Source organism: Streptomyces sp. NPDC057743 (genome assembly GCF_042798755.1).
Lineage (GTDB): Bacteria > Actinomycetota > Actinomycetes > Streptomycetales > Streptomycetaceae > Streptomyces.
In genome coordinates, this window is sequence record NZ_JBHVJX010000017.1 from 63300 (window position 1) to 87840 (window position 24541).

Genomic DNA, 24541 nt, shown 5'->3' on the forward strand with positions numbered 1-24541 from the left:
CGGCTGGGGGGGGGGGTGGCGGCGGGGGGGGGTGGGGGGGGGGGGGTTTTTGGGGGGGGGGGGGGGGCCCGGGGGGGGGGGGGTGCCAGACTGCTTCGCTTTCCGTCTGCCACCCCCACCCCTCCGGCCCGTCCCCTCCCGTGGGTGGGTGGGAAGAACGGGTGGGTGCCACGTCCGCCCGGTGGGCCAACTCAGGCCGCACGGTTGAGTGGTGACCGCCAGCGGACGAGGACGACGTGTGAGTCTGCGTGGTGACCGTCAGAGGACGGGCGCCCCAGCCACCGTGCGGTGACCGTAAGAGGACGGGCGGGCCTCGACCACCAGGCAACGGCCGTCAGGGGACCACAAGGACTAGCCCCAACTCACCTGTTTTTCCACCCACCCACGGGAGGGGACGGGTCGGAGGGGGCGGTATGCCAGACGTAAAGCGAAGCAGTCTGGCCTACCGCCCCCGGAGGCCCGTCACCGCACCCAACAGCCCCGCGCAGCGGACAACAAGCCAGCGCCGCAAGGCGCAAACAACAGCAACCCGCACGGCGGGAAAGCCAACAACGTGGGAAGCCAGCCAAGCGCAGCGGACCGGTAACGTAGCCCCGCGTGACAACCACGTTTATCTGGATCGCCGTTGCCGTCGTCCTCGTTGGGGTCTATCTGAGTTGGACGGCGGGGCGGCTGGACCGGCTGCATGCGCGTATCGACGCGGCGCGGGCGGCGTTGGACGCGCAGTTGTTGCGGCGGGCGTCGGTCGCGCAGGAGGTGGGGACCTCGGGGGTGTTGGATCCGGCCGCGTCGATCGTGCTGTACCAGGCCGCGCACGAGGCGCGGCAGGCGTCGGAGGACCACCGGGAGGTCGCGGAGAGCGAGCTCAGCCAGGCGTTGCGGGCCGTCTTCGAGGACGAGGCGCAGGTGGAGGCGGTGCGGGAGGCCCCGGGTGGGGAGCACACGGTGGCGGAGCTGACGGCGGCGGTGCGGCGGGTCCCGATGGCGCGGCGGTTCCACAACGACGCCGTACGGGCCGCGCGGGCGGTGCGCCGCCACCGGGTGGTGCGGTATCTGCGGCTGGCGGGGCACGCGCCGTTCCCGATGGCCTTCGAGATGGACGATCAGCCGCCGGCCATCCTGGACGACCGTTCCGCGGGCGGCTGACCGCCCCGGAATCAGTGCTTCCGGTTGGCGCGACGACAGCCGCCACAAGCCACTGACCTGTAATTGGCCCTTTTCCCAGGCACCTCGCCAACGGTTGTGTGGGCGCGAAGCACAACCACCCGCACTGAGTGAGGTCATCGTGTCCAGCACGCCCACCACGCCCCAGAACCCCGAGACCGGAACCGCGCGCGTCAAGCGCGGCATGGCCGAGCAGCTCAAGGGCGGCGTGATCATGGACGTCGTCACGCCGGAAGAGGCGAAGATCGCCGAGGACGCCGGCGCCGTCGCCGTCATGGCCCTGGAGCGGGTCCCCGCCGACATCCGCAAGGACGGCGGCGTGGCCCGCATGTCCGACCCCGACATGATCGACGGCATCATCAACGCGGTGTCGATCCCGGTCATGGCCAAGTCCCGGATCGGCCACTTCGTCGAGGCCCAGGTCCTCCAGTCGCTCGGCGTCGACTACATCGACGAGTCCGAGGTCCTCACCCCGGCCGACGAGGTCAACCACTCCGACAAGTGGGCCTTCACCACGCCGTTCGTCTGTGGTGCCACCAACCTGGGCGAGGCCCTGCGCCGTATTGCCGAGGGCGCCGCGATGATCCGCTCCAAGGGCGAGGCCGGCACCGGCAACGTCGTCGAGGCGGTCCGTCACCTGCGCCAGATCAAGGGCGAGATCGCCAAGCTGCGCGGCTGCGACAACAACGAGCTGTACGCCGCCGCCAAGGAGCTGCGCGCCCCGTTCGAGCTGGTCAAGGAGGTCGCCGAGCTCGGCAAGCTGCCGGTCGTGCTGTTCTCCGCCGGTGGCGTCGCCACCCCGGCCGACGCGGCCCTGATGCGCCAGCTCGGCGCCGAGGGCGTCTTCGTCGGCTCCGGCATCTTCAAGTCCGGCGACCCGGCCAAGCGCGCCGCCGCGATCGTCAAGGCCACCACCTTCTACGACGACCCGAAGGTCATCGCCGAGGTCTCCCGCAACCTGGGCGAGGCCATGGTCGGCATCAACTGCGACACCCTCCCCGAGGCCGAGCGCTACGCCAACCGCGGCTGGTAAGGACGCAGAGACGACATGAGCACCACTGTCACCATCGGTGTACTGGCGCTCCAGGGCGACGTCCGCGAGCACCTGAAGGCGCTCGCGGACGCCGGCTCCGAGGCGCGTCCGGTACGCCGTCCCGAGGAACTCGACGGCGTCGACGGCCTGGTGATTCCGGGCGGCGAGTCCACCACCATGTCCAAACTGGCCGTCACGTTCGGCATGTTGGAGCCGCTGCGCGCGTTCGTCCGGGCGGGCCGGCCGGTCTACGGCACCTGCGCCGGCATGATCATGGTCGCGGACAAGCTGCTGGATGGCCGGGAGGACCAGGAGACGCTCGGCGGCATCGACATGATCGTGCGCCGTAACGCCTTCGGGCGGCAGAACGAGTCGTTCGAGGCAGCCGTCGAGGTCGCCGGAATCGACGGCGGCCCCGTGGAGGGCGTCTTCATCCGGGCCCCGTGGGTCGAGTCGGTCGGCGCCTCGGTCGACGTCCTGGCGACGTACGGTGGACATACGGTGGCCGTGCGGCAGGGTAACGTCCTCGCCACGTCGTTCCATCCGGAGTTGACCGGCGACCACCGCATCCACGCGCTGTTCGTGGACATGGTGCGCGCCGTCCTCACGGAGGGCCGCGGCTGATGCGTCCCGTGACGGGTGGAGGTCGGGAGACCGCCCGGCCTCCCGGTAGGATCTGGGGCGATCGTTTCTGAACTTGGTTACGCGAAGGAGACAGGCGGATGTCCGGCCACTCTAAATGGGCTACGACGAAGCACAAGAAGGCCGTGATTGATGCCAAGCGCGGCAAGCTCTTCGCGAAGCTGATCAAGAACATCGAGGTCGCGGCGCGGATGGGCGGCGTCGACCTGGAAGGTAACCCGACGCTCTACGACGCCGTGCAGAAGGCGAAGAAGCAGTCGGTCCCGAACAAGAACATCGACTCCGCGATCAAGCGCGGTGGCGGTCTCGAAGCCGGCGGCGCCGACTACGAGACGATCATGTACGAGGGCTACGGTCCCAACGGTGTCGCGGTCCTCGTCGAGTGCCTCACCGACAACCGGAACCGCGCCGCGTCCGACGTCCGCGTCGCGATGACCCGCAACGGCGGCTCGATGGCCGACCCGGGCTCGGTGTCGTACCTCTTCAACCGCAAGGGCGTGGTGATCGTCCCCAAGGGCGAGCTGACCGAGGACGACGTCTTGGGCGCGGTCCTGGATGCCGGTGCCGAGGAGGTCAACGACCTCGGTGAGTCCTTCGAGGTGCTCAGCGAGGCCACCGACCTGGTCGCGGTGCGCACCGCGCTCCAGGAGGCCGGCATCGACTACGACTCGGCCGAGGCCAACTTCGTCCCGACCATGCAGGTCGAACTGGAGGAAGAGGGCGCGCGCAAGATCTTCAAGCTGATCGACGCGCTGGAGGACAGCGACGACGTCCAGAACGTCTTCGCCAACTTCGACGTGCCGGACAACGTCATGGCCTCCATCGACTGACCTGGTGCGCAGGGCGTCCGGCCGCCGAGGGGCGAGGATCGCAACGACGTGCCGGACGCCGTCATGGCCAGGGTCGACGCCTGACGGGCGCGCACTGACCGGTCGTACGACGGGCCGGCGGGGACACACCCCGCCGGCCCGTCGGTTTGTCAGTGGCAGCTACTAACCTGCAAGAACGTCAGGAACAGACGACCGAACGACGGCGAGGGGCGGGGCCCGATGAAGGTGCTGGGGGTGGACCCGGGGCTGACGCGCTGCGGGGTCGGCGTGGTGGACGGGGTGGCCGGACGGCCGTTGACCATGGTCGGCGTCGGCGTGGTGCGCACCCCGGCGGATGCGGACGTCGCGCAGCGTCTGGTGCAGATCGAGCGCGGCATAGACGAGTGGCTCGACGAACACCGGCCCGAATACGTCGCCGTGGAGCGGGTTTTCAGCCAGCACAACGTCCGTACGGTCATGGGCACCGCCCAGGCCAGCGCGGTCGCGATGCTCTGCGCCGCCCGCCGCGGGCTGCCGGTCGCGCTGCACACCCCCAGCGAGGTCAAGGCCGCGGTCACCGGCTCGGGGCGGGCCGACAAGGCGCAGGTCGGCGCGATGGTGACGCGCCTGCTGCGGCTGTCCGCGCCGCCGAAGCCGGCCGACGCCGCCGACGCCCTCGCCCTGGCCATCTGCCACATCTGGCGCGCCCCTGCGGTCAACCGCCTCCAGCAGGCCCAGGCCCAGGCCCGGGCCGCGGCCCGCCGCACCCCCGTTCCCGCTCACACGCTGAAGGGCACCCGATGATCGCCTTTGTCTCCGGCCCGGTCGCGGCCCTCGCACCGGACAGCGCCGTCGTCGAGGTCGGCGGGATCGGCATGGCCGTCCAGTGCACGCCGAACACCCTCTCCGGCCTCCGGCTGGGCGAGCGCGCCAAGTTGGCCACCTCCCTCGTCGTCCGCGAGGACTCCCTGACCCTCTACGGCTTCGCCGACGACGACGAGCGCGGGACCTTCGAGCTGCTGCAGACCGCCAGTGGCGTCGGCCCGCGGCTGGCCCAGGCGATGCTCGCGGTGCACTCCCCGGACGCGCTGCGGCTCGCGGTGTCCACCGGCGACGAGAAGGCGCTGACGGCGGTGCCGGGCATCGGCAAGAAGGGCGCCCAGAAGCTGCTGTTGGAGCTCAAGGACCGGCTCGGCGCGCCCGTCGGTGGCGCCCGCCCGGTCGCCGGGGCAGCGACCGGCCCGGCCGGCTGGCGCGATCAGCTCCAGGCCGCGCTGGTCGGCCTGGGCTATGCCGCCAAGGAGGCCGACGAGGCGGTCGCCGCGGTGGCCCCGCAGGCCGAGGCGGCCGCCGCCGCGGGCGACACCCCGCAGGTGCCGCAGCTGCTCAAGGCGGCGCTGCAGAGTCTCAACCGCGCCCGATGACCGCCCCGGCCGCGCGCCCCCGACCGTACGACCACGTAGGCGGCCCGACCGCCCCGACCCCGCGAGGCAATCCGCAGTGAACTGGGACGACACCGCACCGTCCACCGCCGAGGAGCCAGCCGGCGACCCGGCCGACCGGCTGGTGGCGGCCGACGCCGACGGCGAGGAGAACGCCGTCGAGGCTGCGTTGCGGCCCAAGGACCTGGCGGAGTTCGTCGGCCAGGAGCGGGTTCGGGAGCAGCTCGACCTGGTGCTGAAGGCGGCCCGTGCCCGCGGCGCCACCGCCGACCACGTGCTGCTCTCCGGCGCCCCCGGCCTGGGCAAGACCACCCTCTCCATGATCATCGCGGCCGAGATGGGCGCCCCGATCCGGATCACCTCTGGCCCCGCCATCCAGCACGCCGGCGATCTGGCGGCGATCCTCTCCTCCCTCCAGGAGGGCGAGGTCCTCTTCCTCGATGAGATCCACCGGATGTCCCGGCCCGCCGAGGAGATGCTCTACATGGCGATGGAGGACTTCCGGGTTGACGTGATCGTCGGCAAGGGCCCGGGCGCCACCGCCATCCCCCTGGAGCTCCCGCCGTTCACCCTGGTCGGGGCCACCACCCGGGCCGGTCTGCTGCCGCCGCCGCTGCGCGACCGCTTCGGCTTCACCGGCCACATGGAGTTCTACGCCCCGGCCGAGCTGGAGCGCGTCATCCACCGCTCCGCCAGCCTGCTCGACGTGGAGATAGAGCCCGACGGCGCCGCCGAGATCGCCGGCCGCTCCCGCGGCACCCCCCGGATCGCCAACCGGCTGCTGCGCCGGGTGCGCGACTACGCCCAGGTCAAGGCCGACGGCGTGATCACCCGCGAGGTCGCCGCGCAGGCCCTGGGGGTCTACGAGGTCGACAGCCGGGGGCTGGACCGGCTCGACCGGGCCGTGCTCACCGCCCTGCTCAAGCTGTTCGGCGGCGGCCCGGTCGGGCTGTCCACCCTGGCGGTCGCGGTGGGGGAGGAGCGGGAGACGGTCGAGGAGGTCGCCGAGCCGTTCCTGGTCCGGGAGGGACTGCTGGCCCGTACGCCGCGCGGCCGGATCGCCACCCCGGCGGCCTGGGCCCACCTCGGGCTGGTTCCGCCGCAGCAGGCGGGCGGAACGGGACAGCACGGCCTGTTCGAGGCATGACGGCGCGGGGACTCGCCCGGTCAGGAACTGCGGTGCGATGCTGGGCGTTGTTCCTGTGGTGCGGACTCGCTTAGACTCCGCCGATGCCGTCCGTATGGACGGTATTTCCACCCCTGTATATGAGACCGCGGAGAAGCGGTCGTGCGAAGGATTTCCGTCCCGTGAGTATCGTGACTCTCCTCCCCTTCATCGTCCTCATTGGGGCCATGTTCCTGATGACGCGGTCCGCCAAGAAGAAGCAGCAGGCGGCCCAGCAGATGCGCAACGAGATGCAGCCCGGCACCGGCGTCCGGACCATCGGCGGCATGTACGCCACGGTCAAGGAGATCCACGAGGACACCGTCCTCCTGGAGGTCGCCCCCGGCGTGCACGCCATCTACGCAAAGAACGCCATCGGCGCGGTGCTCGCGGACGAGGAGTACAACCGCATTCTGGACGGCGCCGACCCGGTCGCCGGCGAGGACCGTCCGGTCGTCCCGGACGACGTCTCGTCGCTGACCAGCACCGAGACGGCCGCCGACAAGGGTGACGAGGCCGGCAAGATCGACCTGGGCAAGGCCGAGGCCGACAAGGACGCCGAGCCCGCCGAGAAGGCCGAGGACGCCGAGGCCAAGAAGGCCGACGAGTCCGCCGACGAGGCCGAGGCCGCCAAGGACGGCAAGAAGGCCGGCGGCGCCGACGCGAAGTAGTCGTTCCGTAGCGTGGGACCGCGGCACGCCCCTCGATCAGGCGCACCGCGGTTCCCGGACGGTCTAGGCTCCGGCGGGGGCACGTCCCCACAACACTTCGTGGCCGCTCGGCAGACATCCCAGGCCGAGGGGTTGGACAGGGAGAATCGACAAGGTGGCAGCACCGAAAAAGGGCCGTAGGGCGCCCGCGAGCCAGGGGCATCCAGGGCGCACCCTGATCCTGGTCCTGATCGCGATGGCGGCGCTGGTCGGAGGCATGTTCTACTCCAACCATCTGACCCCGCGGCTGGGCATCGACCTGGCGGGCGGCACCAGCTTCACGCTGGCCGCGCAGAACCAGCCGGGCAAACCCAATGCGATCAACGAGACCAACATGAACACCGCCGCCGGCATCATGGAGCGGCGGGTCAACGGTCTGGGTGTGTCCGAGGCCGAGGTCCAGACGCAGGGCACCGGCCACATCATCGTGAACATCCCCAAGGGGACGGACGCGAAGCAGGCCCGCCAGCAGGTCGGCACCACCGCCCAGCTCGCCTTCCGGCCGGTGCTGACCACCGCCGCCGGCGCCAAGACGCCCGAGCCCAAGCCCAGCCCCTCCCAGAGCGGCAAGGGCGGTGAGAAGGCCACCGGCGGCAAGGGCTCCCAGCAGGGCGCCTCGCCGTCCCCGAGCGCCAGCTCCACCACCCAGGGCCGCGCGGTCACCGATGCGCTGAAGAAGCCGTCCGCCCCGCCGTCGGCCTCCGCGTCGGACAAGCCCTCCACCCCGCCGACGCCGCCCGTTCCCGGTGGCGCGGACATTCCGCCCGCGCTGCAGAAGCAGTTCGCGGCGCTGGACTGCTCCACCAAGGAGAGCCTGGCCCAGGCCAACGAGCGGGCTGCCGGCACCAAGCCGTCGGACCCGGTCGTGGCCTGCAAGCAGGACGGCTCGCAGAAGTACGTGCTCGGCCCGGTCGGTGTCGAGGGCACCGACGTCAAGGACGCCAAGGCCGTCTTCGACAGCCAGCAGGGCCAGGGCTGGATCGTCCAGATGGACTTCACCTCCAACGGCGGCAAGAAGTTCGCGGACATCACCGGCAAGCTGGCCGCCAAGGCGCAGCCGCAGAACCAGTTCGCGATCGTGCTGGACGGCTCGGTCGTCTCCGACCCGCGGGTCAGCGAGCGCCTCAACGGCGGCAACGCCACCATCTCCGGCGGCTTCACCCAGCAGTCCGCCGAGGACCTCGGCAACATGCTGTCGTACGGCGCCCTGCCGCTCTCCTTCAAGATCGACGACGAGACCACGGTCACCGCGGCGCTCGGCGGCGAGCAGCTGCAGGCGGGTCTGATCGCCGGTGCCATCGGCCTCGCGCTGGTCATCGTCTACCTGGTCGCCTACTACCGCGGGCTGGCGCTGGTCGCGCTGGCGAGCCTGGGCGTCTCGGCGATCCTGACGTACACGATCATGACGCTGCTCGGCCCGACCATCGGGTTCGCGCTGAACCTCCCGGCGGTCTGCGGCGCCATCGTCGCCATCGGCATCACCGCCGACTCGTTCATCGTCTACTTCGAGCGCATCCGGGACGAGATCCGCGAGGGCCGCTCGCTGCGCCCGGCCGTCGAGCGCGGCTGGCCGCGGGCCCGCCGCACGATCCTGGTCTCCGACTTCGTGTCGTTCCTGGCCGCGGCGGTGCTGTTCATCGTCACCGTCGGCAAGGTGCAGGGCTTCGCGTTCACGCTGGGCCTGACCACCCTGCTCGACGTGGTCGTGGTCTTCCTCTTCACCAAGCCCCTGATGACGCTGTTGGCCCGGCGGAAGTTCTTCGCCTCGGGGCACCCGTGGTCCGGCCTCGACCCCAAGCGCCTGGGTGCCCGGCCGCCGCTGCGCCGTCGTCGCACCGCCCCCACCCAGACGAAGGAGGCGTGAGATGTCCAAGCTCGGCAACCTCGGCGCCCGGCTCTACCGCGGTGAGATCGGCTACGACTTCATCTCCAAGCGGAAGATCTGGTACGGCGTCTCGATCCTGATCACCATCACGGCCATCGTCGGCCTGGCGGTGCGCGGCCTGAACATGGGCATCGAGTTCTCCGGCGGCGCGGTCTTCACCACCCCGAAGACCTCGGTCTCCACCACCGAGGCCCAGCACCACGCCGAGTCGGCCGCCCCCGGCCACCAGGCCGTGGTGCAGCAGCTCGGCGGCGGCGCCCTGCGCATCCAGATCAGCGGTCTGGACACCAAGCAGGCGGTGCCGGTCCAGGAGGAGATCGCCAAGGACCTCAACGTCCCGGTCAAGGACGTCAACACCCAGCTGGTCGGCCCGAGTTGGGGCGAGCAGATCGCCAACAAGGCGTGGCTGGGCCTGGGGATCTTCATGGTCCTCGTGGTGCTCTACCTCGCCGTCGCCTTCGAGTGGCGGATGGCGCTCGCCGCGCTGGTCGCGCTGATCCACGACCTGACGATCACGGTCGGCGTCTACGCCCTGGTCGGCTTCGAGGTCACCCCGGGCACGGTCATCGGCCTGCTGACGATCCTCGGTTACTCGCTCTACGACACCGTCGTCGTCTTCGACAGCCTCAAGGAAGCCTCCAAGGACCTCACCAAGCAGTCCCGCTTCACCTACAGCGAGATCGCCAACCGCAGCATCAACAGCACCCTGGTGCGCTCGATCAACACCACGGTCGTGGCGCTGCTCCCGGTCGCCGGTCTGCTGTTCGTCGGCGGTGGTGTGCTGGGCGCGGGCATGCTCAATGACATCTCGCTGGCCCTGTTCGTGGGTCTGGCCGCCGGTGCCTACTCGTCGATCTTCATCGCGACGCCGCTGGTCGCCGACCTGAAGAACCGCGAGCCGCAGATGAAGGCGCTGGCCAAGCGGGTCACCGCCAAGCGTGCCTCGGCCGCCGCCAAGGAGGCGGCCCGCCAGGAGGAGCAGTCGGACGAGGCGGTGGCCGAGGACGGCGCCGACGAGGACGAGGGCGCCGCGGTGGTCGGCCCCCGCTCCCAGCCCGCGTCCCGCAACCGCGGCCGCGGTCGTCCCTCGGGGCGGCGCCGATGAGCGCCCCCGCCGAGCTGCGCGAGCTGCTGCTGGACCGGATCGCGGACGTCCCGGACTACCCGAAGCCGGGCGTGATGTTCAAGGACATCACCCCGCTGCTCGCCGACCCCGTCGCGTTCCGGGCCCTGACCAGCGCCTTCGTCGATCTGTGCGAGCGCTTCCGGGTCGACAAGGTGGTGGGCCTGGAGGCCCGCGGCTTCATCCTCGCGGCGCCGGTCGCGGTGGCCGCCGAGGTCGGCTTCGTCCCGGTCCGCAAGGCCGGCAAGCTGCCCGGCGTGACGCTGGGCCAGGCGTACGACCTGGAGTACGGCACCGCCGAGATCGAGGTGCACGCCGATGCCCTGGCGCCCGGTGACCGGGTGCTGGTGATCGACGACGTGCTGGCCACCGGCGGCACCGCCGACGCCTCGCTCCAGCTCATCCGCCGGGCCGGCGCCGAGGTGGCGGGCGTCGCCGTGCTGCTGGAGCTCGGTTTCCTGGCCGGGCGGCAGCGGCTGGAGCCGGGCCTGAAGGGCGCTCCGCTGGAGGCCCTGATCACGGTCTGAGCCGTCGCCGGCCGAGCGGCCGGCACCCGTGGCGACAAGCGGGGGCATCCGGAACATTCCGGGTGCCCCCGCTGCTGTGTCTGGTACCGGACCCGCGGCCGCGCGGCAGCCGTGGCCATGGGCTCGATACCATGGCACCCCGGCCGCTTCGAGGTCCTGGGGTCCGAACCCGCCCAAGGAGTGCCCTTGCCAGACGAGGCCCAGCCGCTCTCCCCCGGACCACGTCCGACGGGGACCCCCGCCGCGCGGCCGGACGAGCCGAAGCCGCAGGCCGCGGCTTCCCCCGACGCGTCGAAGCCCGAGCGGCAGACCCCGGCCGACGGCACCGCCGCGCCCGCCGCCCCCGCCGGCCGCTCCCGCCCGGCCCCCGCCTCGCCACCGGCGACGGCCAAGCCGCTGCCGGCCGCCCCGGCCGGCCGCTCCGGCTCGCCCAACCGCGTCCGGGCGCGCCTGGCCCGCCTCGGCGTCCAGCGTTCCAGCCCGTACAACCCGGTCCTGGAGCCGCTGCTGCGGGCCGTCCGCAGCAACGACCCGAAGATCGAGACCGCCACGCTGCGCCAGGTCGAGCGCGCCTACCAGGTCGCCGAGCGCTGGCACCGCGGCCAGAAGCGCAAGAGCGGCGACCCGTACATCACCCACCCGCTCGCGGTCACCACCATCCTCGCCGAGCTCGGCATGGATCCGGCGACGCTGATGGCCGGGCTGCTGCACGACACCGTCGAGGACACCGAGTACGGACTCGACACCCTGCGCCGGGACTTCGGCGACCAGGTCGCGCTGCTCGTCGACGGCGTCACCAAGCTGGACAAGGTCAAGTTCGGCGAGGCGGCGCAGGCCGAGACGGTCCGCAAGATGGTCGTGGCGATGGCCAAGGACCCGCGGGTGCTGGTCATCAAGCTCGCCGACCGGCTGCACAACATGCGCACCATGCGCTACCTCAAGCGGGAGAAGCAGGAGAAGAAGGCCCGCGAGACGCTGGAGATCTACGCCCCGCTGGCGCACCGGCTGGGCATGAACACCATCAAGTGGGAGCTGGAGGACCTCGCGTTCGCGATCCTCTACCCCAAGATGTACGACGAGATCGTCCGGCTGGTCGCCGAGCGCGCGCCCAAGCGGGACGAGTACCTCGCGATAGTGACCGACGAGGTCCAGGCCGACCTCCGCGCCGCCCGCATCAAGGCCACCGTCACCGGCCGTCCCAAGCACTACTACAGCGTCTACCAGAAGATGATCGTGCGCGGCCGCGACTTCGCCGAGATCTACGACCTGGTGGGCATCCGCGTCCTCGTCGACACCGTCCGGGACTGCTACGCCGCCCTCGGCACCATCCACGCGCGGTGGAACCCGGTCCCCGGCCGGTTCAAGGACTACATCGCGATGCCCAAGTTCAACATGTACCAGTCGCTGCACACGACGGTGATCGGCCCCAACGGCAAGCCCGTTGAGCTCCAGATCCGCACCTTCGACATGCACCGCCGCGCCGAGTACGGCATCGCCGCGCACTGGAAGTACAAGCAGGAGGCGGTCGCCGGCGCCTCCAAGGTGCGCACCGACGCGCCCAAGGGCACCGGCAAGGGCGCCGGCCAGGACACCGTCAACGACATGGCCTGGCTACGGCAGTTGCTGGACTGGCAGAAGGAGACCGAGGACCCGGGCGAGTTCCTGGAGTCGCTGCGCTTCGACCTCTCCCGCAACGAGGTCTTCGTCTTCACGCCCAAGGGCGACGTGATAGCGCTGCCGGCCGGCGCCACCCCGGTCGACTTCGCCTACGCGGTGCACACCGAGGTCGGCCACCGCACGATAGGAGCGCGGGTCAACGGGCGCCTCGTCCCGCTCGAATCGACCCTGGACAACGGCGACTTGGTGGAGGTCTTCACCTCCAAGGCGGCCGGCGCGGGCCCGTCCCGCGACTGGCTGAGCTTCGTGAAGTCCCCGCGGGCCCGCAACAAGATCCGCGCGTGGTTCTCCAAGGAGCGCCGCGACGAGGCCATCGAGCAGGGCAAGGACGCCATCGCCCGCGCGATGCGCAAGCAGAACCTGCCGATCCAGCGGATCCTGACCGGCGACTCCCTGGTGACCCTGGCGCACGAGATGCGCTACCCGGACATCTCCTCGCTCTACGCCGCCATCGGCGAGGGCCATGTCGCCGCGCAGGGCGTCGTCCAGAAGCTGGTGCAGGCGCTCGGCGGGCAGGACGAGGCCACCGAGGACATCGCCGAGTCGACGCCGATCCGGCCCCGCTCCAAGCGCCGGACGAGCGCGGACCCGGGCGTGGTCGTCAAGGGCGTGGACGACGTGTGGGTCAAGCTGGCCCGCTGTTGTACGCCGGTGCCGGGCGACCCCATCATCGGGTTCGTCACCCGCGGCAGCGGCGTCTCGGTGCACCGCGCCGACTGCGTCAACGTGGACTCGCTCTCCCGGCAGCCCGAGCGGATCCTGGACGTCGAGTGGGCGCCGACCCAGTCGTCGGTCTTCCTCGTGGCCATCCAGGTGGAGGCGCTGGACCGCTCCCGGCTGCTGTCGGACGTGACCCGGGTCCTCTCCGACCAGCACGTCAACATCCTCTCCGCGGCCGTGCAGACCTCCCGCGACCGGGTCGCCACCTCGCGCTTCACCTTCGAGATGGGCGACCCCAAGCACCTGGGCCACGTCCTGAAGGCCGTCCGCGGCGTCGAAGGGGTCTACGACGTGTACCGGGTGACCTCGGCGCGCCGGCCCTGAGCGCGCACGCACAGGGGAACGGCCCGCCGGGAAACCCCGGCGGGCCGTTCCACACAGCACCTCAGCCACTCCTTGAGGAACCCCCACGGCGGTCAACCACCTCCGCGAGAGCGGCGCCGGTTTAGGCGCAAAAAGGCGCGCGTCAGCCGCCGAACTCCTCAAGTCCCTTCAGGGCCTGGTCCAGCAGGGCCTTGCGGCCCTCCAGCTCGCGGCCGAGCTTGTCCGCCTTGGCGGTGTTGCCGGCGGCCCGGGCCGTGTCGATCTGCTTCTGGAGCTTGTCGACGGCGTCCTGGAGCTGGCCGGTCAGCCCCGCGGCGCGCGCCCGCGCCTCGGGGTTGGTCCGCCGCCACTCGGTCTCCTCGGCGTCCTGGATGGCCCGCTCGACGGTGTGCATCCGGCCCTCGATCTTGGGTCGGGCGTCCCGCGGCACGTGGCCGATGGCCTCCCACCGCTCGTTGATCGCCCGGAACGCGGCCCTGGCCGCCTTCAGGTCGGTGACCGGGAGCAGCTTCTCCGCCTCGACGACCAGCTCCTCCTTGCGGGTCAGGTTCTCCCGCTGCTCGGCGTCGCGCTCCGCGAAGACCTCGCTGCGGGCCTGGAAGAAGATGTCCTGGGCGCCGCGGAAGCGGTTCCACAGGTCGTCCTCGTGCTCGCGCTGGGCGCGGCCGGCGGCCTTCCAGTCCTGCATCAGCTCGCGGTAACGGGCCGCGGTGGCGCCCCAGTCCGTGGAGCCGGAGAGCGCCTCGGCCTCGGCGACCAGCTTCTCCTTGGCCTTGCGGGCCTCCTCGCGCTGCGCGTCCAACGAGGCGAAGTGCGCCTTGCGCCGCTTGGAGAACGCCGACCGGGCGTGCGAGAAGCGGTGCCACAGCTCGTCGTCGGTCTTGCGGTCCAGCCGGGGCAGGCCCTTCCAGGTGTCCACCAGCGCCCGCAGCCGCTCGCCGGCGGCCCGCCACTGCTCGCTGGCCGCCAGCTCCTCGGCCTCGGCGACCAGCTTCTCCTTGGCCTGCCGCGCCTCGTCGGTCTGCCGGGCCTTCGCCGCCCGACGCTCCTCGCGCCGCGACTCGACCGTGCTGACCAGCCCGTCCAGCCGCTTCCTCAGCGCGTCCAAGTCGCCCACCGCGTGGTGCTCGTCGACCTGCTGGCGCAGGTGGTCGATGGCCGCCTGGGCGTCCTTCGCTGAGAGGTCGGTGGTCTTGACCCGCCGCTCCAGGAGGCCGATTTCGACGACCAGGCCCTCATACTTGCGCTCGAAGTAGGCCAGGGCCTCCTCTGGAGTGCCCGCCTGCCACGATCCGACGACCTGCTCGCCGTCGGCGGTACGCACGTACACGGTCCCCGTCTCATCGACGCGGCCCCATGGGTCGCTGCTCACAGCGCCTCCTCCACATGATGCCGACGGGGGCTGTGGCCCCCCGGCATCGTCCACAGTTTCTGTCCGGCGGGGCAGCGCCCCGACCGGTCCGACGGGCTGAATTGCGGTGACTTTGAGGTGAGGGTGCAGGCCGTCGGAGCAGGCACCCTACACAACGCCAATCTAGGCGACCGGCGGTCGGCTGTCCGCATCCAGCACGACCGAAATTCCAGATGGGGACGGACGGCACCCGCCCCGCGCCGGCCCCCGCGCCGGTCAGGATTTCCTGACCGATGCCCCGTTGATGACGACCGTGGCGTTGGGAGCGGTGTTGCCGGTGGCCGGATCGGGGTGCGAACCGGCCGTGGCGATCTTCTTCAGCACGTCCATCCCGCCGGTGATCCGGCCGAACGGCGTGTAGTTCGGGGGCAGTTGGCTGTCCTTGTAGACGAGGAAGAACTGACTGCCCCCGGAATTACGGGTCTTGGGGTCCTGGCCGTTGTAGCGGTTGGCCATCGCGACCGTGCCCGCCGGATACACGTTGCCCTTGATCCGGGGGTCCTTGAGGTTCTCGTCGGGGAGCGTGTAGCCGGGGGTGCCCTGGCCGGTGCCCTTCGGGTCGCCGCACTGCAGGACGTAGATCCCCGAGTCGACGAGGCGGTGGCAGCGGCTGTGGTCGAAGTAGCCCTGGCCGGCCAGGAAGGCGAAGGAGTTGACGGTGTGCGGGGTCTTGCCGGCGTCCATGGTGAAGGTGATCCGCCCGCAGGTGGTGGTCAACTCCGCGGTGTAGGACGCCGAGGTGTCGACCGTCATCGCCGGCTCCTTCGGCCAGGTCTTCGTCGACGGGCTGCCCTTGGCGGGCCGGGCGCACGGGTCGGCGGCGGTCGGGGAGGGGCTGGCGGCGGCCTCGTCGGAGGTGTCCTTGCGGTCGCCGCCGATCAGCGAGGCGGAGGCGTACGCGGTGACGCCGGCGGCCAGCGCGACGGCCACGACGCCGGCGATGACCACGTTGCGCCGCTTGGCCCGACGCGCGCCGTCGGTCCGTCGCTGCTGCTGGCGCTCGTACTTCTGCCGGGCGAGCTGGCGCCGCCGCTGGTCCTTGCTGGCCACCGGTCGTCTCCTTTGCCTTACGCGTCGATGGTTGCCCTGCGGGCCTGTCCGATGGGTGCTGGCCGTGGCCGTACCGTATACGGGTTCGCCCTGGCGGGAGTCGCGCCGGTAGGCTCTGGAGCTGCCGAGATGTTCCGGGCGCGGCCCCGCAGGCCCGCCCCCCGCCGATCTTTAAGGACGAACGTGCTGATTGCCGGGTTCCCCGCCGGGGCCTGGGGGACCAACTGCTACTTGGTCGCCCCCGCCGCCGGCGAGGAGTGCGTGATCATCGACCCGGGCCACCAGGCGGCCCCCGGCGTTGAGGACGCGCTCAGGAAGCATCGGCTCAAGCCCGTCGCGGTCATCCTCACCCACGGCCACCTCGACCATGTCGCGTCGGTCGTCCCGGTGTGCGGTGCGCACGACGTCCCCGCCTGGATCCACCCCGAGGACCGCTACATGATGAGCGACCCGGAGAAGGCCCTGGGCCGCTCCATCGGTCAGCAGCTCATGGGCGAGCTGACCGTGGGCGAGCCGGACGACGTCAAGGAGCTGGCCGATGGCAGCGCCCTGGAACTGGCCGGGATGGAGTTCTCGGTCGCGCACGCACCGGGCCATACCAAGGGGTCGGTGACCTTCCGGCTGCCCGAACAGGCGGACGTTCCGCCGGTGTTCTTCTCGGGCGACCTGCTGTTCGCCGGCTCCATCGGACGCACCGACCTGCCGGGCGGCGACCACGCCGAGATCCTCCGGTCGCTGGAGCGCGTATGCCTCCCGCTGGACGACTCGACCGTGGTCCTCTCCGGCCACGGCCCCCAGACCACCATCGGCCACGAGCGCGCCACCAACCCCTTCCTCCGGCAGGTGGCCGCCGGCCTCGGAGACGGCACCCAGACCGCCGCTCCGCGACGAGGAATGTGACGAGAACCTTCCGTGAGCACCTTTCAGGCACCCAAGGGCACCTACGACCTGATCCCGCCGAACTCCGCGACGTACCTCGCGGTGCGCGAGGCGATCGCCGCACCGCTGAGGAACTCCGGCTACGGCTACATCGAGACGCCCGGCTTCGAGAACGTCGAGCTGTTCGCCCGAGGTGTCGGTGAGTCCACCGACATCGTCACCAAGGAGATGTACGCCTTCGAGACCAAGGGCGGCGACAAGCTGGCGCTGCGCCCCGAGGGCACCGCGTCCGTGCTGCGCGCCGCGCTGGAGGCCAACCTCCACAAGGGCGGCAACCTCCCCGTCAAGCTCTGGTACTCCGGCTCGTACTACCGCTACGAGCGCCCGCAGAAGGGCCGTTACCGGCACTTCTCGCAGGTCGGTGCCGAGGCGATCGGCGCCGAGGACCCGGCGCTGGACGCCGAGTTGATCATCCTGGCGCACCAGGCGTACCGCTCGCTGGGCCTGCGCGACTTCCGGATCCTGCTGAACTCGCTGGGCGACAAGGAGTGCCGTCCCGTCTACCGCGCCGCGCTCCAGGACTTCCTGCGCGGGCTGGAGTTGGACGAGGACACCCGCCGCCGGATCGAGATCAACCCGCTGCGGGTCCTGGACGACAAGCGCGAGGCGGTCCAGGAGCAGTTGATCGGTGCGCCGATGCTGCGCGACTACCTCTGCGAGGCGTGCAAGACGTACCACGAGCAGGTGCGCGAGCTGCTGACCGCGGCGGGCGTGACCTTCGAGGACGACCCGAAGCTGGTCCGTGGCCTGGACTACTACACCCGCACCACCTTCGAGTTCGTCCACGACGGTCTGGGCTCGCAGTCCGCGGTGGGCGGCGGCGGCCGCTACGACGGCCTCTCCGAGATGATCGGCGGCCCCGAGCTGCCGTCCGTCGGCTGGGCGCTGGGCGTCGACCGCACGGTGCTGGCCCTGGAGGCCGAGGGCGTCACCCTCGACATCCCGGCCGCCACCTCCGTCTACGCCGTGCCGCTCGGCGAGGAGGCCCGTCGGGTGCTGTTCGGCAAGGTCACCGAGCTGCGCCAGGCTGGCGTCGCCACCGACTTCGCATACGGCGGCAAGGGCCTGAAGAACGCCATGAAGTCCGCCAACCGCTCCGGTGCGCGGCTGGCGTTGGTGGCCGGCGAGCGGGACCTGGCCGAGGGCCTGGTCCAGCTCAAGGATCTGGCCAGCGGCGAGCAGACCCCCGTCGCGCTGGACGCGGTGGTCGAGGAGGTCCGCCGGGCGCTCGGCTGACCCGCACCGCTACGCACCCGGGGCCCGGACGGCAGCGCGCCGTCCGGGCCCCGCGTCAATGTCGGGCCCGCGGAATCAACCCCGGATCCGCGCTCGGCACCCTGGTCTCACAGGGAGGTGCGGCACAATGAAGGACGCGGCCGGGTCCGCCGGCCGACGCTCCTCTCCCCACGGGACCGACGGAAACGGCCATATGACGACGACAGCGCTTGACGACGTGTCCACCGACGACGACCGCGCGGGCGCGGCGGGGACCACCGGCTCGGGTCGCGGCTTGGCCGTGCTCCTGGTGGTCACCGGCGCGCTGGGTCTGCTGGCCGCCTGGATCATCAGCCTGGACAAGCTGGAGCTGCTGAAGGACCCGAACTTCAAGCCCGCCTGCAGCTTCAACCCGATCATCTCCTGCGGCAGCGTCATGCAGAGCAAGCAGGCGGAGGTCTTCGGCTTCCCGAACCCGTTCGCCGGCCTGGTCGGCTTCGGCGTCGTCATCGCGATCGGGATGGCGCTGCTGGCCGGCGCCCGCTTCCGCCGCTGGTACTGGCTCGGCCTCAACGCGGGCACGCTGCTGGCGTCGGTTTTCTGCATGTGGCTGATGTCCCAGTCGCTGTACTCGATCAACGCGCTGTGCCTGTGGTGCACGCTGACCTGGTGCGTCACCATCGCGATGTTCTGGTACACCACCGTGCACAACATCAAGCACGGCATCCTGCCGGCGCCGCGGGGGCTGCGGGACGCGGTGGTGGAGTTCCACTGGGTGGTCCCGGTGCTCTGGTACGGCGTGATCGCGCTGCTGATCCTGACCCGTTGGTGGTCGTACTGGAGCAGCCTGCTCTGACCGGCCCTTGGGAGCCGTCCCGGAGCCGTCCGGAAAAGCCCCTCGCCCCGGCCGCCGTACCCCGGCGGCCGGGGCGTTGTCAGTGGGGTGGCATAGGCTCCGTAGACGTGGAGCCCGACCTGTTCACCGCCGCCGCAGAAGACCGTCAGGAGAAGGACCCCGCGGGGTCCCCGCTCGCCGTGCGCATGCGCCCGCGCACCCTCGACGAAGTCGTGGGCCAGCAGCACCTGCTCAAGCCGGGATCGCCGTTGCGGCGGTTGGTGGGGGAGGGGGCCGGGGGGCCGGCGGGGCCGTCCTCGGTCTTCCTGTGGGGGCCGCCGGGCATCGGGAAGACCACCCTGGCGTACGTCGTCAGCCAGGCGACGAACAAGCGCTTCGTGGAGCTCTCCGCGATCACGGCCGGGGTTAAGGAGGTCCGGGCGGTCATCGACGGCGCCCGCCGCGCCTCGGGCGGCTACGGCAAGGAGACCGTCCTCTTCCTGGACGAGATCCACCGCTTCAGCAAGGCCCAACAGGACTCCCTGCTGCCCGCGGTGGAGAACCGCTGGGTGACCCTGATCGCCGCCACGACCGAGAACCCGTACTTCTCGGTGATCTCCCCGCTGCTCTCCCGCTCCCTGCTGCTGACCCTCGAACCGCTCACCGACGACGACCTGCGCGGCCTGCTGCGCCGGGCGCTCACCGACGAGCGCGGCCTGGGCGGGGCGGTCACCCTCCCCGAGGACACCGAGGCGCATCTGCTGCGGATCGCGGGCGGCGACGCCCGGCGGGCGCTGACGGCCCTGGAGGCGGGCGCCGGATCGGCGCTGGCCAAGGGGGAGTCGGAGATCACCCTGCGGACGTTGGAGGAGTCGGTCGACCGCGCGGCGGTGAAGTACGACCGGGCCGGCGATCAGCACTACGACGTCGCCAGCGCGCTGATCAAGTCGATCCGCGGCTCCGACGTGGACGCCGCGCTGCACTATCTGGCGCGGATGATCGAGGCCGGGGAGGACCCGCGGTTCATCGCCCGCCGGCTGATGATCTCGGCCAGCGAGGACATCGGGTTGGCCGACCCGACGGCGTTGCAGACCGCGGTGGCCGCGGCCCAGGCGGTGGCGCTGATCGGTTTCCCCGAGGCCCGGATCACGCTGAGCCAGGCCACCATCGCGCTCGCCCTGGCGCCGAAGTCCAACGCCGCGTATCTGGCGGTGGACGCCGCGCTGGCGGACGTCCGGGCCGGCAAGGCCGGGCCGGTGCCCGCGCACCTGCGCGACAGCCACTACCAGGGCGCCCAGAAGCTGGGCCACGGCCGGGGCTACCAGTACCCGCACGACCTGCCGGGCGGCATCGCGGCCCAGCAGTACGCCCCGGACGAAGTACACGGCACGCGCTACTACGCCCCCACCCGGCACGGCGCCGAGGCGCGCTACGCCGATGTCGCCGAGCGGGTCAGGGCCCGACTGCGCGGCGAGAACGGCGACTGACCCGGCGGCCGGATGGCCGTGGCGGCGTTCAGTCCGCCGCGGCCTCGAAGAGCGCGTGCATCGCCCGGCGCAGCTCGGCGACGTCCCGCACCGGCTCGGGGAAGTCGAAGCGGGCGTCGAAGGTCCGCCGGTCGCCGTCGCTGAAGCGCACCCGCAGTCCGAAGCGGTCCAGGCCGACCGGGACGGCGTGGTCCCGCAGCCCGCAGATCTCGCCGCGCTCGCCGAGCAGCGAGCACAGCCCGCGCACCTGCTCTCCGTGGGCGGCGTGCAGGTGCTGGAGCAGCTCCGCCTCGTGCGCGACCAGCGGGTCGGGCGCCGCGGCGGCGAACTCCTCGGGCTCGAAGGGCTCCGCGCCCCACAGGTCGTCCACGGCGCCCTCGCCCACCTCCAGGCGCAGCAGCATCCAGGCGGGGCGGCCGTACTGGCCGGGGGTCGGGTCGGGGGCCAACGCCTCGCCGATGCCCAGGAGTTCGCCGACCGGGTGGCGTTCGGCGAGCAGCATCGCGGCCCGGGCGCGCTGCTCGTTGCGCACGGGGGTGAGCCAGCCGGCGACCCAGGCGCGGCCGCGGATGCGGTGGGGCACCGAGACCGGTGCCACATCCGTGATCTCCATCACGGCGGGGAGGTCGTCGTCCTGGGCGTGTGCGGCGGACCTGGCGGCGACGGAGTCCCCGGGAACCAGCAACAGCACGTCTCCCTCGGATGTCACGGTCCGGCAGACGGGAGCGGAGAGGCCGCTGTCGTCGGGATCCTCGACTCCGGGGATGTCCAGCGACGCCATACCATGGGACTCGACGAGAGTTCGTACGCGCTCAGCCGCCGAGGGCCGCTGGGCGTCTTCCACGGGACGCGGCTGACCCGCCCCGGTGCGATCCGCGCCGGTCAGGGGGATCCCAGGTCGAAACATGCGTTCTCCTCGCGCTAAGGTAAGCCTCACCTAACTTACATGGAGGAACGTTCCACGTGAACCAGTCGCGTCCCAAGGTCAAGAAGTCCCGTGCGCTCGGCATCGCGCTGACGCCCAAGGCCGTCAAGTACTTCGAGGCCCGTCCCTACCCGCCCGGCGAGCACGGCCGTGGCCGCAAGCAGAGCAGTGACTACAAGGTCCGACTGCTGGAGAAGCAGCGTCTGCGCGCTCAGTACGACATCAGCGAGCGCCAGATGGTCCGTGCCTACGACCGCGCTCGGAAGGTCGAAGGCAAGACGGGCGAGGCCCTGATCGTCGAGCTTGAGCGCCGCCTGGACGCGCTCGTCCTGCGTTCGGGCCTGGCCCGGACCATCTACCAGGCCCGCCAGATGGTGGTCCACGGCCACATCTCGGTCAACGACCGCAAGGTGGACAAGCCGTCCTTCCGCGTCCGCCCCGGCGACGTCGTGATGGTCCGCGAGCGCAGCCGCGAGAAGCACCCCTTCCAGGTGGCCCGCGAGGGTGGCTACGCCCCCGACGGCGAGACCCCGCGCTACCTGGAGGTCAACCTCCAGGCGCTGGCGTTCCGCCTGGACCGGGACCCCAACCGCAAGGAGATCCCGGTGATCTGCGACGAGCAGCTCGTCGTCGAGTACTACGCCCGCTAAGCACTTAAGCAGGCGCACCGCTCAGCCCGCCGGCTCCCCACCGCTCGCGGACGGGGAGGCGGCGGGCCGGTGCTCGGCAGGCACGGAGAAGCGCAGCACGCTGCGCGGACCGGGCAGCTCCTGCGTGGGCCGCAGGATGCGCGCCACCGCCGCGTCCAGGTCCAGCCGCCCGCCGGCCCGCAGGCAGCGCTCGTAGCGCTCCGCCCCCAGCCGCTCCCGGGCCTGCCGCTCGCACAGCGCGTGCGGCTGGTTGAAGTGGCGGGAGCCGAACAGCGGCAGCCCCACCGACGGCCAGATCCGTCCCGCGGCGCCCTGGAGCACCGCCGCCTCCTCCACCTCGCCCTCGCCCAGCGTCACCAGGGCCAGCAGCTCGATCGCCAACACCGCGCCCAGCAGGTCGTGGAAGGAATGGTCGATCGCCAACGCCTCCTCCAGCAGGGCCCGGGCCCGCCCGCCCTCCCCGCGCGACCACGCCGCGAACCCCAGCACGAACAGCGCGTACGCCAGCGTCCAGCGCTCCCCGTGGTCCCCGCAGATCTCCCGCACGTCCTCGCAGAGCCGCACCGCGTCGTCCAGCTCGCCCCGGAACGCCACCGCCATCGCCAGCTCCACCTGTCCCATCAGCACATTGCTGTTGAGCTCGCCGATCTCGCGGTAGCTGCGCAGCGCCCCGCGCAGCAGCGTCTCCGCGCGCGGCAGGTCGTCGCAGACCAGCGCCAGGCAGCCGGTGCGGTGCAGCGCGTACGCGGCGGCCGTGGGGTTGTCGGTCCGGTCGGCCTCCTCACGGCACTCCTGGAGCATCCCCAACGCCCCCACCGTGTCGCCCTGGAGCACCGCCACGTAGCCGGCCACGCACAGCGCCTTCAACCGGGCCTCGTCGTGGCCGCTGTCCAGTTCCAGCGCGCGGTCGAGCCAGTGCCGGCCCTCGGCCAGGCGCCCGCAGCCGACCCAGTAGAACCACAGGGTGCCGGCCAGGTACTGACCGAGGTGGGTCTCCTGGGCGCTCTCCAGGCTGTGCTCCAACGCGACCCGTAGATTGGGCAGTTCGACGTCGATCCGGGCGGCGATCTCGGCCTGCCGGGGGCTGAACCAGTCCAGCTCGCACCAGGTCGCGAGCCCGAGGTACCAGTCGCGGTGCCGGCGCCGCAGCCGCTCGCCGTCCCCGGTCGCCGCCAACCAGCCCGCCCCGTAGGCCCGTACGGTGTCCAGCATCCGGTAGCGCACCCCGGCCGCGGTCTCCTCCCGTACGAGGATCGACTGGGTGACCAACTCCTCGACGACATCGAGGAGTTCCTCGACCGGCAGCTCCGGGCCCGAGCCGACGTACTCGGCCGCCTCCAGGTCGAACTGCCCGGCGAAGACCGACAGTCGTGCCCACAACAGCCGCTCCTGCGGGGTGCACAGCTCGTGGCTCCAACCGATCGCGGTGCGCAGCGTCCGATGCCGCTCGGGGGCCCCGCGGACGGTGCCGGTCAGCAGCCGGAAGCGGTCGTCGAGCCGGTCCAGCACCTGCTCCAGGGAGAGCGCGCGGAGCCGGCCGGCGGCCAGTTCCAGGGCCAACGGGATGCCGTCCAGGCGGCGGCAGAGCTCGGCGACGGCCGGTTCGTTGCCGTCGTCGAGGGCGAAACCGGGGAGCACGGCGGCGGCGCGGTCGGCGAACAGGGCGGCGGCGTCGGCGTCGACCATCGGGGCCACCGGCAGCGCCTGTTCGCCGGGCAGGCCCAGCGGGCGGCGGCCGGCGGCCAGTACCCGCAGTCCGGGCGCGCGCCGCAGCAACTCGGCGGCGAGCTCGGCGCAGTCGTCGATCAGGTGCTCGTAGCCGTCGAGGATCAGCAGGAGTTCGCGGTCGGCGACGTGGTCGGCGAGCGCGGTGCGCACCGGCCGGCCGGAGTGGTCGGCGAGCGCCAACGCCTCGGCGACCGCGTGGTCCAGGAGGTGCGCTTCGCGCAGGGCGGACAGCTCGACCAGCCACACCCCGTCGCAGAAGCGATCCTGCAAGATCGCTCCGCCGTGGCGGGCCAGCCGGGACTTCCCCACGCCGCCGAGGCCGACGAGGGTGACGAGGCGGGCGGCGGACAGATGCCGGTCGAGGGCGGCGAGTTCGTCCGCCCGACCGACGAAGCGATTCAGCTCGGCGGGCAGATTGCCGCGGGCCCGCCCGCGCGCGGGCGAGCGGCGGGACGGGGCACCGGAGCGCGTGAGGCGTCGCATGGCCAACGGAGCGTACTCGTGGTGATACGGAACGTACAATCACCCCTTCCGGTACCCCGGTTCGGACCGGGAGCGCGGTACGGGCGGACAGTCGCGGCGCGATAAGGTCAAGGTTGCCGTTCGAGCAGACGAATCCAGACCAGTCGGAGAGTGGTGCCAGCGTGTCCGGTGGAGAGGTGGCCGGGATCCTCGTGGCCGTCTTCTGGGCGATCCTCGTGTCGTTCCTCGCCCTCGTGCTGGTGAGGCTCGCAGGGACCCTCAAGGCGACCACCAAGATGGTGACCGAGGTGTCCGAGCAGGCCGTTCCGCTGCTCGCCGACGCGTCCGCGACCGTCCGCTCCGCGCACACCCAACTCGCCCGCGTCGACGCCATCGCCGCCGACGTCCAAGAGGTCACCGCCAACGCCTCGGCGCTCTCCTCGACCGTCTCCTCCGCCTTCGGCGGACCGCTGGTCAAGGTCGCCGCGTTCGGCTACGGCGTGCGACGCGCGATCGGCAAGAAGGGCCAGCCCGAGCCGGACCGCACCGTCGTCGTCGGCCGCAGCCTGCCCGGCGCCCGCCGCGGCGGGCGCCGCTCCCGTCGCTCCAAGGACTGAT

22 protein-coding genes are annotated in these 24541 nt (G+C 71.6%); 18 read left to right on the forward strand and 4 right to left on the reverse strand.

The window, feature by feature from the left end; all coding sequences use genetic code 11:
• Positions 1-597 precede the first annotated feature (597 nt).
• From ACFVFQ_RS20795 to ACFVFQ_RS20850, 12 genes are all read left to right on the forward strand, one after another.
• Positions 598-1146 (forward strand): hypothetical protein, encoded by a 549-nt coding sequence (locus tag ACFVFQ_RS20795; protein WP_383418093.1) that lies wholly within the window; start codon positions 598-600, stop codon positions 1144-1146.
• Between the two features lie 139 nt (positions 1147-1285).
• The gene (gene pdxS, locus ACFVFQ_RS20800) at positions 1286-2197 is read left to right on the forward strand and encodes a pyridoxal 5'-phosphate synthase lyase subunit PdxS (protein WP_274917013.1); all 912 of its coding nucleotides are present in this window, start codon (positions 1286-1288) and stop codon (positions 2195-2197) included.
• A gap of 15 nt (positions 2198-2212) precedes the next feature.
• Entirely contained in the window at positions 2213-2821 is a 609-nt protein-coding gene (pdxT, locus tag ACFVFQ_RS20805) for a pyridoxal 5'-phosphate synthase glutaminase subunit PdxT (RefSeq protein ID WP_383418096.1), read from the forward strand.
• Between the two features lie 98 nt (positions 2822-2919).
• The gene (locus tag ACFVFQ_RS20810; protein WP_383418098.1) at positions 2920-3669 is read left to right on the forward strand and encodes a YebC/PmpR family DNA-binding transcriptional regulator; all 750 of its coding nucleotides are present in this window, start codon (positions 2920-2922) and stop codon (positions 3667-3669) included.
• Positions 3670-3888: 219 nt separating this feature from the next.
• On the forward strand, positions 3889-4452 hold the full coding sequence (ruvC, locus tag ACFVFQ_RS20815; protein WP_383418099.1) for a crossover junction endodeoxyribonuclease RuvC: 564 nt from the start codon (positions 3889-3891) through the stop codon (positions 4450-4452).
• Positions 4449-5072 (forward strand): Holliday junction branch migration protein RuvA, encoded by a 624-nt coding sequence (gene ruvA, locus ACFVFQ_RS20820; protein WP_383418102.1) that lies wholly within the window; start codon positions 4449-4451, stop codon positions 5070-5072. Before ruvC ends, ruvA begins: the two co-directional genes overlap by 4 nt.
• A gap of 76 nt (positions 5073-5148) precedes the next feature.
• Positions 5149-6237, forward strand: coding sequence for a Holliday junction branch migration DNA helicase RuvB (gene ruvB, locus ACFVFQ_RS20825; RefSeq protein ID WP_383418104.1), 1089 nt, complete (start codon positions 5149-5151; stop codon positions 6235-6237).
• Between the two features lie 161 nt (positions 6238-6398).
• Positions 6399-6926: a preprotein translocase subunit YajC gene (gene yajC / locus ACFVFQ_RS20830; RefSeq protein ID WP_383418106.1), complete on the forward strand. Its 528-nt coding sequence runs from the start codon at positions 6399-6401 to the stop codon at positions 6924-6926.
• 154 nt (positions 6927-7080) lie between these two features.
• Entirely contained in the window at positions 7081-8829 is a 1749-nt protein-coding gene (gene secD, locus ACFVFQ_RS20835) for a protein translocase subunit SecD (RefSeq protein WP_383418108.1), read from the forward strand.
• A 1-nt stretch (position 8830) separates the two neighbouring features.
• A complete protein-coding gene (secF, locus tag ACFVFQ_RS20840) occupies positions 8831-9955 on the forward strand; it encodes a protein translocase subunit SecF (RefSeq protein ID WP_383418110.1) in 1125 nt (374 codons plus the stop codon).
• Entirely contained in the window at positions 9952-10500 is a 549-nt protein-coding gene (locus ACFVFQ_RS20845; RefSeq protein ID WP_383418113.1) for an adenine phosphoribosyltransferase, read from the forward strand. Before secF ends, ACFVFQ_RS20845 begins: the two co-directional genes overlap by 4 nt.
• Positions 10501-10686: 186 nt before the next feature.
• Positions 10687-13221, forward strand: coding sequence for a RelA/SpoT family protein (locus tag ACFVFQ_RS20850; RefSeq protein WP_383418115.1), 2535 nt, complete (start codon positions 10687-10689; stop codon positions 13219-13221).
• A 142-nt stretch (positions 13222-13363) separates the two neighbouring features.
• On the opposite strand, the gene ACFVFQ_RS20855 is transcribed toward ACFVFQ_RS20850, so the two are convergent.
• Positions 13364-14593 carry a DUF349 domain-containing protein gene (locus ACFVFQ_RS20855; RefSeq protein ID WP_383418117.1) on the reverse strand — a complete coding sequence of 410 codons (1230 nt, stop codon included), beginning with the start codon at positions 14591-14593 and terminating at the stop codon, positions 13364-13366.
• Positions 14594-14848: 255 nt separating this feature from the next.
• Positions 14849-15682 carry a peptidylprolyl isomerase gene (locus ACFVFQ_RS20860; RefSeq protein WP_383418119.1) on the reverse strand — a complete coding sequence of 278 codons (834 nt, stop codon included), beginning with the start codon at positions 15680-15682 and terminating at the stop codon, positions 14849-14851.
• Between the two features lie 183 nt (positions 15683-15865).
• On the opposite strand from ACFVFQ_RS20860, the gene ACFVFQ_RS20865 reads away from it, so the two are divergent.
• The 4 genes from ACFVFQ_RS20865 to ACFVFQ_RS20880 all read left to right on the forward strand — a co-directional run bounded on the left by ACFVFQ_RS20865 (position 15866) and on the right by ACFVFQ_RS20880 (position 20158).
• Complete coding sequence (locus ACFVFQ_RS20865; RefSeq protein WP_383418121.1) at positions 15866-16582, forward strand: MBL fold metallo-hydrolase; 717 nt, start codon at positions 15866-15868, stop codon at positions 16580-16582.
• Between the two features lie 12 nt (positions 16583-16594).
• Positions 16595-17857 carry a histidine--tRNA ligase gene (hisS, locus tag ACFVFQ_RS20870; protein ID WP_383418123.1) on the forward strand — a complete coding sequence of 421 codons (1263 nt, stop codon included), beginning with the start codon at positions 16595-16597 and terminating at the stop codon, positions 17855-17857.
• Positions 17858-18050: 193 nt separating this feature from the next.
• On the forward strand, positions 18051-18692 hold the full coding sequence (locus ACFVFQ_RS20875) for a vitamin K epoxide reductase family protein (RefSeq protein WP_383418125.1): 642 nt from the start codon (positions 18051-18053) through the stop codon (positions 18690-18692).
• 107 nt (positions 18693-18799) lie between these two features.
• On the forward strand, positions 18800-20158 hold the full coding sequence (locus ACFVFQ_RS20880) for a replication-associated recombination protein A (RefSeq protein ID WP_383418127.1): 1359 nt from the start codon (positions 18800-18802) through the stop codon (positions 20156-20158).
• A gap of 28 nt (positions 20159-20186) precedes the next feature.
• On the opposite strand, the gene ACFVFQ_RS20885 is transcribed toward ACFVFQ_RS20880, so the two are convergent.
• Positions 20187-20939 carry a DUF2470 domain-containing protein gene (locus tag ACFVFQ_RS20885; protein WP_383418333.1) on the reverse strand — a complete coding sequence of 251 codons (753 nt, stop codon included), beginning with the start codon at positions 20937-20939 and terminating at the stop codon, positions 20187-20189.
• A 182-nt stretch (positions 20940-21121) separates the two neighbouring features.
• Between ACFVFQ_RS20885 and rpsD the strand changes: the two genes are divergently transcribed.
• On the forward strand, positions 21122-21733 hold the full coding sequence (gene rpsD, locus ACFVFQ_RS20890) for a 30S ribosomal protein S4 (protein WP_383418129.1): 612 nt from the start codon (positions 21122-21124) through the stop codon (positions 21731-21733).
• Between the two features lie 21 nt (positions 21734-21754).
• Here the strand turns inward: rpsD and ACFVFQ_RS20895 are convergent, their stop codons facing one another.
• A complete protein-coding gene (locus tag ACFVFQ_RS20895) occupies positions 21755-23944 on the reverse strand; it encodes an ATP-binding protein (protein WP_383418132.1) in 2190 nt (729 codons plus the stop codon).
• A 176-nt stretch (positions 23945-24120) separates the two neighbouring features.
• Between ACFVFQ_RS20895 and ACFVFQ_RS20900 the strand changes: the two genes are divergently transcribed.
• Positions 24121-24540: a DUF948 domain-containing protein gene (locus tag ACFVFQ_RS20900; protein ID WP_274919315.1), complete on the forward strand. Its 420-nt coding sequence runs from the start codon at positions 24121-24123 to the stop codon at positions 24538-24540.
• Position 24541 lies beyond the last annotated feature (1 nt).